Origin of the sequence: Micromonospora sp. AMSO31t, assembly GCF_008868175.1 — a bacterium.
In the GTDB taxonomy this organism is placed as follows: domain Bacteria; phylum Actinomycetota; class Actinomycetes; order Mycobacteriales; family Micromonosporaceae; genus Micromonospora.
This window is the reverse complement of record NZ_WBKT01000195.1, coordinates 1-10,575: the sequence shown is the minus strand read 5'-3', so window position 1 is coordinate 10,575 and position 10,575 is coordinate 1. Positions and strand designations below refer to the sequence as shown.

The following is a 10,575-nucleotide window of genomic DNA, read 5'->3' as shown; positions in this document are numbered from 1 at the left end:
GGTCGGGAGGGCTAGCCTGCGGGATCATGGACCTCTCCGACGTCGCGCTGCTGGTCGCCGCCGGTCTCGCCGCGGGCACGGTGAACGCGGTGGCCGGGGGTGGCTCCCTGATCACCTTCCCGGCCCTGATCGCGATCGGCCTGCCCCCGGTGCCCGCGAACGTCAGCAACTCGGTGTCGGTCTTCCCCGGCTACGTGGCCAGCGTGGCGGGCAGCCGGGCGGACCTGCCCCGGGGGCGGGCGCTCTGGCCGCTGCTGCCGACGGCGGTGGCCGGCACGATCGTCGGTTGCGTGCTGCTGCTGGCCACCCCGGCCCGCGCGTTCGAACTGGTGGTGCCGTTCCTGGTGCTGGGCGCGACCGCCGTGCTGGCCTTCCAGGATCCGCTGCGCCGGCTGGTCGGCCATCCGGCCGACCTGAGCCCGCGCCGCCGCACCGTCACCGTGCAGGCCATGGTCGCGCTGGGCACGGTGTACGGCGGCTACTTCGGCGCGGCGCTCGGGGTGATGCTGGTGGCCGGTCTGGCCCTGGTGCTGGACGCCACGCTGGCCCGGGTGTCGGCCATCAAGAACCTGCTCTCGGCCGTGGTGGGGCTGACCACGCTTGTGGTGTTCGCGCTCTTCGGGCCGGTCGACTGGGCCGCCGTCGCGGTGGTCGCGCCGGCCACCCTGGTCGGCGGGTACGTGGGCGCCCGGCTGGTCCGCCGGCTCCCGCCGGTGGTGCTGCGGACCCTCATCGTCGTCTTCGGCACGGTGATCGGCCTCCACCTGCTCTACCGCGCCCTGGGCTGACCGACCCGGGAGGGGCCCCGGCAGGAAGGGCCCCTCCGCAGAATCAGTACGCCTCGCCGACCGGCTCCTCCGGTGCGTGCTCGTTGCGTCGGGCGGCGGAGTTCCACCGGGACCAGAGCACCCGCTCGCCGTAGCCGGCGGCCATCACGTGCGCGAAGGCGAGGTAGACCACCACGCCGACGGCGAGCACCCCGAACCCGACCCAGAACGGCAGGGCGAGCGAGTGCTCGGCGAGCTTGCCGGAGATGATCGGGGCCGGCGCGGCGGCGCCCCAGCGGACCAGGTTGAACGCGCCGGTGGCGACCCGCCGGTCGCTGGAGCCGAGGCCCAGGGCGAGGTCGGTGAGGTTGGCGTTGGCCAGGCCCATGAACAGGCCGGCGAGGACCAGGACCACCAGCGACATGGCGGTGCCGGTGGAGGTGGCGAAGAGAACCATGCAGACCAGCAGGCCGGCGATGGCGACGCCGACGGTCTGCACCGCGCCGATCCGGTGCGCCAGCCGGTGGCCGATCAGCAGGATGCCGGCGGCCAGGCCGAGGCCCCAGCCGGTGAAGGCCAGGCCCAGCGGGATGACGTCGAGGTGCAGGTAGAGCGGCGTGTAGCCGAGCACCACGAAGAAGACGAAGTTGTAGGCGGCGGTGACCACGCAGAGGGTGATGAACGCCGGCTTGCGGTAGGTGGAGAAGATCGAGTCGAGGCGTACGGGCGCCTGCCGGTTGGCCGGTTCGCGGAGCTTGCGCGAGGCGACGGCCAGCGCCAGCACCATGAACACGCCGCAGACGAAGAAGGGCAGCCGCCAGGACACCTCGCCGAGCAGGCCGCCGATCAGGGGGCCGACGGCGAAGCCGAGACCGAGCGCGGTCTCGAAGAGGCCGACCACCCACTCCCGGTCGTTGGCAAGGTTGACCAGCACCACCATGGCGGTGGCGAAGAACATGGCGTTGCCCAGGCCCCAGACGCCGCGCAGCACGGAGAGCTGCACGATGTCGTTGCTGAACGACGCGAGGATGGCGGCCAGGCCGACCACCGAGACGCCGGTGATCAGCACCGGCTTGAAGCCGAACTTCCCGCTGGCGAGGGTCGCCGGGATCATGCCGAGTGCCATCACCGCGATGTACGCGGTGAAGAGCAACTCGACCTGCCAGGCGGTGACGCCGATCGCCTCGCCGATGGCGGGCAGGATCGGGTCCACCACGGCGATGCCGGCGATGGCGAGGAAGGCCACCAGGGTGGTGGCGTAGATGGCACTGCGGTTGGGTTCGGATCGCCGATCCACTCCGCGCCTCCAGACAGATAGCTGTATCTTACAGGTAAATCAGTTGTATCATACAGCTATGAGGGACGACGCCCACGCGGAAGATGTCACACTCGGCCGGATCGAGACCGAGGTCGCGCTGCTCATGCGCCTCGGCGAGGCGACCCGGCGGGCCAGCGGCACGGCCGAGCACCGGGTGCTGGACCGGGCGGCGTACGTGATCCTGCGGCACCTGGCCGGCGCCGGCCCGCAGAACGTCTCCGCGCTGGCCACGAAGCTGAACCTGGACGGCTCCACGGTCACCCGCCAGGTCTCGGCCATGCAGCGGGACGGGCTGATCGCGCGTACCCCGGACCCGGCCGACGGGCGCGGCACGGTGATCTCACCGACCCCGGCCGGCCTCCAGCGGATGGCCGCCGTACGGGCGGCCCGCACCCGGCTCTACGGCGACATCCTGGCCGCCTGGTCACCGGCCGACCGGGAGAGCCTCGCGGACCTCCTGCACCGGCTCAACGAGGCCCTCGAATCACGCACCCGCCGCCGCTGAACGCACGGCGAGGCCCCGGCCGCCGTCCTGGCGACCGGGGCCTCGCGGCAGCTCAGGCGACCGGTTCGGGGGCGACGTCCGCGTCTCGCTCCGTGCCCGGGGTGACCCGCGGGTCGCCCTCGTCGGCGAAGTAGTCGTCCGGCGTGGTGGCGTCCACCCCGTCGGCCACCTTCGCGGCCCGCAGCACCAGCGTGAGCAGCGCGGCCACCGCGAGGTTGACCAGCACCGCCACGATGCCCACGTAGATCGTCTTCGTGGTGTCGAAGCCGAACTTCTCCAGCGGGAAGGCCGAGCCGGCGAAGTGCTTCTTGCCGGTCGCCGGGTTCCCGATCTGGTAGAGCATCCACATGCCGAGCCCCATGCCGGCCACCCAGCCGGCGATCAGCGCGCCCCGGTGGAACCAGCGGGTGTAGAGGCCCAGCGCCACCGCCGGCAGCGTCTGCAGGATGATCACGCCGCCGATGAGCTGGAGGTCGATGGAGAACTGCGGGTCGAGGAAGACGATGCACGCCACCGCGCCGACCTTCACCACCAGCGAGGTGATCTTCGAGACGTTCGCCTCCTGCGCCGGGCTGGCGTCCCGCTTCAGGTACTCCTTGTAGATGTTGCGGGTGAACAGGTTCGCCGCCGCGATCGACATGATCGCCGCCGGCACCAGCGCGCCGATGCCGATGGCCCCGTACGCCACGCCCGCGAACCAGTCCGGGAACTGGCTGTCGAAGAGCAGCGGCACCACCGTGTTGCCGTCGACGCTGCCGGCCTTGGCGCCGGGCAGCGGCTTCACGCCGGCCGCGATGGCCATGTAGCCGAGCAGCGCGATCAGCCCGAGCAGCAGGCTGTACGCCGGCAGCGCGGACATGTTCCGCTTGATCACGTCCCGGTTCTTACTGGCCAGCACGCCGGTGATGCTGTGCGGGTAGAGGAACAGCGCCAGCGCCGAGCCGAACGCCAGAGTGACGTACTGGAGCTGGTTGTTGGCGTTGAGCAGGATGCCGTCCCCCGGCGCCGGTGACGCCTTGAACTTCGCGTCGGCCGCGTCGAAGATGTCACCCCAGCCGCCCAGCTTGTAGGGCAGGTAGACGACCGCCACCAGGATCACGATGTAGATCAGCGAGTCCTTGACGAAGGCGATCAGCGCCGGCGCGCGCAGCCCGGACTGGTAGGTGTAGGCCGCCAGGATGGCGAAGGCGATGATGATCGGCAGGTGCCGGGCCAGCGCGCTGTCCCCGGTCACGCCCATCGTCTTGAGCACCGCCTCGATGCCCACCAGCTGCAGGGCGATGTACGGCATGGTCGCCACGATGCCGGTGATCGCGATCAGCAGCGCGAGGATCGGCGAGTCGAACCGGTTGCGGACGAAGTCCGCCGGGGTGACGAAGCCGTGCCGGTGCGAGACCGACCAGAGCCGGCACAGCACCAGGAACACCAGCGGGTAGATGACGATCGTGTACGGCACGGCGAAGAAACCCGCCGCCCCGGCCCCGAAGATCAGCGCCGGCACCGCCACGAAGGTGTACGCGGTGTAGAGGTCACCGCCGACCAGGAACCAGGTGATCCAGCCGCCGAAGCTGCGGCCGCCCAGGCCCCACTCGTCCAGGTGGGCCATGTCCCGCGGCGCCCGCCACCGGGCCGCCACGAAACCCATGGCGCTGACCAGCAGGAAGAGGAGGCTGAAGACGATGATCTCGGTGAGGTGGTCGCGCCACATCAGCGGTCACCTCCCCGCTTCTTGGTCATCTGGTAGACCAGCGTGGTGGTGGCCACGCCGAGGATGATCCAGGCCAGTTGCAGCCAGTAGAAGCGCGGAAAGCCGAACAGCCGGGGCGAGTCGGCGTTGAAGAAGGCCGGGATCAGCGGCACCACGATCGGTATGAAGAGCAACCAGTTCCAGGGACTGTGGTCCTTCGCCCTGGATCGCGCCGTTGTCGGCGCCTCCGGTTCTGGTGCTGCCATGTGACACACCTCCGGGAACTCGTAACTTGCCATGTGACGGCCGGAGGCTACGACCCTGTGAGTGCGGTCACGTTCTACCGGAGGACGGCGATGCGCCGAGCGGCCGCCCGCGTGCGCCGAACGGCCGCGGCTCAGGGTTGCGGCGCGGCGTCAGGCGCGCCGAGGCGGTCAGAGGTCGGCCAGGTGGGAGGTGTCGTTGACCGAGCGGACCGCGACGCCGCCGTCCGGGTAGAGGTCGAGCACCGAGACGCCCGCGGTGTCCAGGTAGAGCCGGTGCAGGAAGGCGTCGCCGGCCGCGAGGGCGTCGCGCAGCACCAGCTTGATCGGCGAGACGTGGGAGACCACCACGACGGTCTCCCCCGGGTACGCCTTCCGCAGCCGGTCGACCGCCCGGCCGGTCCGCTCGGCGACGGCGACGAACGACTCGCCCTCCGGCGGGGCGATGCTCGTGGAGGCCAGCCAGGCGTCCAGTTCCCCGGCCCAGCCCTCACGCACCTCGGCGAAGGTGCACCCCTCCCAGACCCCGAAGTCGCACTCGATCAGGTCGTCGTCGGGGCGTACCGGCGGGTTGCCGACCAGCGCGGCGACCGCCTCGGCGGTGGCCACGCAGCGCGCGAGCGGGGAGCTGACCACGGCCGCGACCGACGGTGCGAGGGCGGCCACCCGGGCGGCCGTGGCCCGGGCCTGGGCCCGTCCCCGGTCGGTCAGCGGCACGTCGCCGCGCCCGGAGTAGCGCTTCTGCACGGTCCGCTCGGTCTCGCCGTGCCGGACCAGGATCAGTCGGGTGGCCTCCTCGGTGGGGCGCGGCTCCCAGGAGGCCGGCGTGGTGGCCGGGTCGGTGCCGGTGGCCCGGCCGGTCGCGGCCCGGGCGGCCACCTCGCGCACGGCCGGCTCGGGGGCCGCGACCTCGCGCGGCAACTCCACCACCGGCCCGGCCGGGGCCAGCCCCGCGGCCGCGTCCATCGCCGCGTTGGCCAGTGCGTCGGCGTGCTTGTTGCGCTCCCGGGGCACCCACGTGAACCGCACGCTCGCGAAGCGGCCGACCAGGCCGGCGGCCTGCGCGGCGAGCGGCCGCAGCCCGGGGTTCTTGATCTGCCAGCGGCCGCACATCTGCTCGACCACCAGCTTGGAGTCCATCCGGGCCTCCACCTCGGCCGCGCCCAGCTCGGCGGCTGCCTCCAGCCCGGCGATCAGGCCCCGGTACTCGGCCACGTTGTTGGTGGCCATGCCGATCGCCTCGGCCCGCTCGGCCAGCACCTCGCCGGTTGCCGGGTCCCGGACCACCGCGCCGAAACCGGCCGGCCCCGGGTTGCCCCGGGAGCCGCCGTCGACCTCGATCACGACCGCGCGCACCGCCACGACGGCTACAGCCCCGACTCGTTGGTCCGGACCATGATCCGCCGGCACTCCTCGCAGCGGACCACGTCGTCCGGGTCGGCCTTGCGGATCCGGGCCAGGTCGGCGCCGGAGAGCTCCAGCCGGCAGCCCCCGCAGCGGGCGCCGGTGAGCAGCGCCGCGCCGAGGCCGGTGTCCGTGCGGATCTTGTCGTAGAGGGCGACCAGGTCCGCCGGCAGGTCGCCGGCGAGCGGCTGGCGGGCGCCGCGCTTGAACTCCTCGTCCTTGGCGATCTCGGCGAGGCTGTCGTCGCGGCGCTGCTCGGCCGCGACGCGCCGGTCCCGGGCCTCGGCGATCCGCCGCTCGACGCCGTCCAGCACGCCCTGCGCGGTCTCCCGCTGCTCCATCAGCTCCAGCTCGGCGTCCTCCAGGTCGCCCTGCCGGCGGTTCAGCGAGGCCAGCTCGTGCTGGAGCGCCTCCAGCTCACGGGCCGGGCCGGTGCCCGCGGCCAGCCGGTTCTCGTCCTTGCTCTTGCGGGCCCGGACCTGGTCGACGTCCTTCTCCAGCCGGGCGATGTCCCGGTCCAGGTCGTCGACGGCCACCTGGGCGCGGACCCGCTCGTCCTCCAGCGCGGAGAGCTCGCGCGCCAGGGCCTCCAGCTCGGCCAGCTCCGGCAGCGTCCGGCGGCGGTGGGCGAGCTGGGCGAGGGCGGTGTCGATCCCCTGCAGGTCGAGCAGGCGGCGCTGCACCTTCGGGTCAGCCTTCACGGTCGGGGCTCCTTGTCGTCCGGTCGGGTGCGGCGGCGTGCACGGTCCATGGGTCGGTGTCCAGGTCGGACACCGTGGTCTCGACGCCCAGCTCGTCCCGCAGGTGGGCGGCCAGGTCGTCCAGCCAGGGTCGCTCGGTCGCCCAGTGGGCGGCGTCCAGCAGGGCCGGGCCGCCGGCGGCGAGGTGCTCTCCGGCGGGGTGGTGGCGCAGGTCGGCGGTGAGGAACGCGTCCACCCCGGCCGCGGTCGCCTCGGCGAGGAAGCTGTCCCCCGAGCCGCCGCTGACGGCGAGGGTACGAACCATACGCCCGGGATCCCCGGCGGCGCGAACTCCCCAGGCGGTGACGGGGAGCACGGCGGCGGCGTGCCGGGTCAGCTCGGCCAGGGTGAGCGGGGTGGGCAGCTTGCCGATCCGGCCGATGCCCCGGCCGGGGCCGGCGGCGGGCGAGCCGGGGCGGGGCGGGTGCAGCGGGCGCAGCCCGGTCAGCCCGAACCGGGCGGCCAGCGCGTCGGACACCCCGGGGTCGGCCACGTCGGCGTTTGTGTGCGCCACGTACAGCGCCACGTCGGCCTTGATCAGCCGGTGCACGATCCGCCCCTTGTACGTGGTGGCGGCCACCGACGAGACCCCGCGCAGCAGCAGCGGGTGGTGCGCAACGATCATGTCGGCCCCGGCGGCGAGCGCCTCGGCCACCGTCTCCGGGACCACGTCGACCACGCAGGCGACCCGCCGGACCGTGGCGTCGGGCTCACCGAGCACCAACCCGACCCGGTCCCACTCCTCGGCCCAGGCGGGCGGGTAGCGCCGGTCGAGCGCGGCCACCACGTCGGCGACCGTGGGCGACGATCCGGTTGTGCTCACGGCCGGCCAGCTTACCGGCGCCGGGCGGCCGACATGCCCGATGGCGGTCAGGAGGGGCCCCCTGTACAACGGAATGCGTTAACAAGGGGCCCCTGCTTGCACCTCAGCCCACCGGGGCGGCCGGGCGTGGCGCGACGCGGAGGGCGGCCAGGCCGGCCCCCCACGGGAAGGTGTCCAGGTGCCGCTCACCGGTGCCCGGCGGGTGCAGCGGCACCACGTGGTCGCCGAAGACGACCCGGACGCCCCATTCGCGCAGCCGGGCCAGGCTGGCCCGGAACGCCGGGTGGGCGGCCATCGCCACGTTGGTGTACGGCACGGCCGCGATCGGCACCCCCATCCCCTGGCCCTCGACCAGCAGGCCGAGTGCGAGGGTGTCGGCGATGCCGACCGCCCACTTGTTGACGGTGTTGACCGTCGCCGGGCAGACCAGCATGGCGCCCGCCGGGGGCAGCACGTCCGGGTCACCCGGGTTCTTGTAGTGGGTGCGGACCGGGTGACCGGTCTGCCGGGCCAGCGCCGTCCGGTCGACGAACTTCGCGCCGTCCGGCGTGGTCACCACGCAGACCTGCCAGCCGTCCTGCTGGGCGAGGTCGACCAGCCGGCCGACGTGACGGGCCAGCGGCGAACCGCAGGCGATGACGTAGAGCACCGGTCGGTGCCCGTTGCTGGTGTGCGGACCGCTCATCCGGCCCGACCCGCGCTCAAGCCGCCGCCTCCCCTGCGGTCGGCGTCGGCTTGAGGCGGGGCCGCACTGTGCCCGCTGATTCGCTCGCTGCGCTCACTCATACTCCGACTCCCATGTGCTCAGCCAACTCCGCGATCGGCGGAGGCGGCGCACCCCGTGTGCGACGGAGTACGTCCGACATCACCTCGTGGGCGATGGGCCGGCAACGGATCTCGGAGGGCGCGAGCCGGTCGCCGCGGAGCAGCATGTCCCCGGCGTTGGCGACGTCGCCGACCTGGGCGAAGCCGCGGGCGATGTCCAGCAGGTGGTGCGCGCGCCGCTCGGGCAGCAGCGCGTTGAACGCGGGCTCGGCCAGCCGGTGGTGGGTCTCCACCGCCCGGCCGCCGTCGCCCAGCTCGACGGCGGCGGCGGCCCGGTGCAGCTCGAGGTTGGTCGGGCCGAACGAGGTCCAGTAGTGGTTGTGGTCCCCGCCGAGCAGGGTGGCCGCCTCGGCCGCCCCGGTCAGCAGGTCGTCCACGGTCGCCGAGTCGCCGATGCGGGCCGCGGCCATGGCGCCCTGGAGCAGCAGCATCCCGTAGACCGAGAGGCGTTCCGGCCGGACGTCGTTCTCGCCGCCCGGGGCCAGCCGGTTGGCGATCCGCACGTTGAGTTCGAGTGCGGGGCGGGGGCGGCCCATGGCGACGAGGGCGTTGCACACCCGGGTGGTGGCGATGCCGGCGAGCAGGGGGTCGTCGGCCCGCTGGGCGACCGCCATCGAGCGGTCGGCGGCCAGCCAGGACAGGTCGCACTCGCCGAGCTTGCGCAGCACCGAGGAGGCGATCTGGTAGACCTGGCCGAGCAGGTGGGCGGCCTCCCGGGCCTGGTCGCCGCCGTAGCCGGCGTCGGCGGCCTGGGCGTCGCGCAGCAGCTTGGGCAGGGCCCGGGTGAGCATGCCGTAGCGGCCGTACTGGTAGGTGAGCCAGGCGTGGTTGACCGCCTTGCGCATGTCGGTCAGCGGCGGGGGGTAGGGCGCCGCGTCGAAGTACGCGCTCATCGAGTCGTAGCGCTCCAGCGCGGCCCGGATCTCCTCGACCTCGACCTGGTCGATGCAGTTGAGGGCGTCGGTACGCCGCTCCGGGTCCTTGCCGAGGAGCAGTTGCACGTCGACCTGGAGGATGTCGGCGATCTCGTAGAGCACGGAGAACTTGTCCAGCCGCCGGACGCCGCGCTCCACCTTGTCCACCCAGCTCTTGGACTTGCCGAGCCGGTCGGCGAAGACCTGTTGGGACATCTTGCGCCGGCTCCGCCAGTACGCCACCCGCCGGCCTATGGGTAGCTCGTCCATCTCGCCATCCCTCCCCCTGCCCGCGTCCGGCTGATCTCCCCCGGTCGACCTTCGCAACGGCCGTCGGTTCTCAGGTTTTCGCTGGTCGCACAGTCTGTACGTCGTCCGTACAGCCAGTTCTCGTAGTTTTCGTGCAAGTTGCATCAGCCGTTCGTCAGCTCAACGAGCGTGGGTTACGGCAGTGACGGCGTTCGACGTGTGGTGTGTGGACAGTTCCGGGCGGGCGAGAGGGGATGGGACACATGTGGGGGAATGTCGGACCGCGCGTGGCTCACCTGTCGCCGCTGGAACGGGTCCGGCTGCGCCGGGTCGCCGTCCGCTACGCCGCCCACGGCTGGGCCGTGACCCCCGGCGCCTGCCTGGCCAACAGCCGCTTCGTCTGCGGCCGGGCCGGCTGCCCCACGGTCGGCTGCCACCCCGCCCTGGAGAACTGGGAGCACGCGGCGAGCGCCGACCCGGCCCGGGTGGCCACCTGGTGGCGCAGCCGCCCGCACGGGGTGCTGCTGCCCACCGGAGGCGCGTTCGACGTCCTGGAGGTCGCGGCCCACCTGGGCCGGCGGGTGCTCGACACGGTCGCCACCCATCCGGCCGGCTTCGGCGTACGCGGGCCGGTGCTGGTCACCCCCACCGGCCGCTGGATGTTCCTGGTGCGCCCCGGCGACCCGCTGCGCCCGGAGCTGGAGCACTGCTTCCACGTGGTCCGGCACGGTCCCGGCTCGTGGATCCCGGCCCCGCCGACCCGCCTGCCCGAGGGGACGGTCCGCTGGGCGGTCGCCCCCGAGCAGGCGCGCTGGCGGCTGCCCGACTCGTACCTGGTGCAGAACGCGCTCATCGCGGCGTTACGGGCGGCCGGGATCACGCTCGCCCCCGAACTGCTTCCCGGTCAGCTCCCCCTCCCCCGGCGCGGCTGCTGACCGGCGGCCCCCGAGCAGCGACCTCACCGGCGTCGCACTCGTTGTGCCTGGCGAGGGAGCAGAAGCGCCGGAGCGGGGGTGGAGGATGTCCGAGGACGACGCGGCCCGCCACAGCGGCGGCACCGAGCCACCGCCGCACCGGCGC

The 10,575-nt window shown here is 73.1% G+C and carries 11 protein-coding genes; 3 read left to right on the top strand and 8 right to left on the bottom strand.

The features are described 5' to 3' along the window. The first annotated feature begins 26 nt into the window (after positions 1 to 26). Positions 27 to 788, top strand: a complete 762-nt coding sequence (locus F8274_RS27615; protein ID WP_151465294.1) for a sulfite exporter TauE/SafE family protein — start codon at positions 27 to 29, stop codon at positions 786 to 788. Positions 789 to 831: 43 nt separating this feature from the next. Here the strand turns inward: F8274_RS27615 and F8274_RS27610 are convergent, their stop codons facing one another. Beyond that, positions 832 to 2,064 (bottom strand): MFS transporter, encoded by a 1,233-nt coding sequence (locus tag F8274_RS27610; protein ID WP_151465293.1) that lies wholly within the window; start codon positions 2,062 to 2,064, stop codon positions 832 to 834. Positions 2,065 to 2,122: 58 nt separating this feature from the next. Between F8274_RS27610 and F8274_RS27605 the strand changes: the two genes are divergently transcribed. Beyond that, positions 2,123 to 2,590 carry a MarR family winged helix-turn-helix transcriptional regulator gene (locus F8274_RS27605; RefSeq protein WP_151465292.1) on the top strand — a complete coding sequence of 156 codons (468 nt, stop codon included), beginning with the start codon at positions 2,123 to 2,125 and terminating at the stop codon, positions 2,588 to 2,590. A gap of 52 nt (positions 2,591 to 2,642) precedes the next feature. Here F8274_RS27605 and mctP read toward each other — a convergent pair whose 3' ends face one another. The 7 genes from mctP to F8274_RS27570 all read right to left on the bottom strand — a co-directional run bounded on the left by mctP (position 2,643) and on the right by F8274_RS27570 (position 9,516). Next, positions 2,643 to 4,298, bottom strand: coding sequence for a monocarboxylate uptake permease MctP (mctP, locus tag F8274_RS27600; RefSeq protein WP_151465291.1), 1,656 nt, complete (start codon positions 4,296 to 4,298; stop codon positions 2,643 to 2,645). After that, positions 4,298 to 4,543: a DUF3311 domain-containing protein gene (locus F8274_RS27595; protein ID WP_091269096.1), complete on the bottom strand. Its 246-nt coding sequence runs from the start codon at positions 4,541 to 4,543 to the stop codon at positions 4,298 to 4,300. Before F8274_RS27595 ends, mctP begins: the two co-directional genes overlap by 1 nt. Positions 4,544 to 4,711: 168 nt before the next feature. After that, the gene (locus tag F8274_RS27590) at positions 4,712 to 5,902 is read right to left on the bottom strand and encodes a bifunctional RNase H/acid phosphatase (protein ID WP_151465290.1); all 1,191 of its coding nucleotides are present in this window, start codon (positions 5,900 to 5,902) and stop codon (positions 4,712 to 4,714) included. A 5-nt stretch (positions 5,903 to 5,907) separates the two neighbouring features. Beyond that, positions 5,908 to 6,645: a zinc ribbon domain-containing protein gene (locus tag F8274_RS27585; protein ID WP_151465289.1), complete on the bottom strand. Its 738-nt coding sequence runs from the start codon at positions 6,643 to 6,645 to the stop codon at positions 5,908 to 5,910. After that, positions 6,635 to 7,507: a Nif3-like dinuclear metal center hexameric protein gene (locus tag F8274_RS27580; protein ID WP_151465288.1), complete on the bottom strand. Its 873-nt coding sequence runs from the start codon at positions 7,505 to 7,507 to the stop codon at positions 6,635 to 6,637. Before F8274_RS27580 ends, F8274_RS27585 begins: the two co-directional genes overlap by 11 nt. Before the next feature lie 103 nt (positions 7,508 to 7,610). Further along, a complete protein-coding gene (locus F8274_RS27575) occupies positions 7,611 to 8,192 on the bottom strand; it encodes a flavoprotein (RefSeq protein ID WP_151465287.1) in 582 nt (193 codons plus the stop codon). Between the two features lie 97 nt (positions 8,193 to 8,289). After that, entirely contained in the window at positions 8,290 to 9,516 is a 1,227-nt protein-coding gene (locus F8274_RS27570; RefSeq protein ID WP_151465286.1) for a helix-turn-helix domain-containing protein, read from the bottom strand. 242 nt (positions 9,517 to 9,758) lie between these two features. On the opposite strand from F8274_RS27570, the gene F8274_RS27565 reads away from it, so the two are divergent. Further along, positions 9,759 to 10,430, top strand: a complete 672-nt coding sequence (locus F8274_RS27565; protein WP_151465285.1) for a bifunctional DNA primase/polymerase — start codon at positions 9,759 to 9,761, stop codon at positions 10,428 to 10,430. Positions 10,431 to 10,575: the final 145 nt, after the last annotated feature.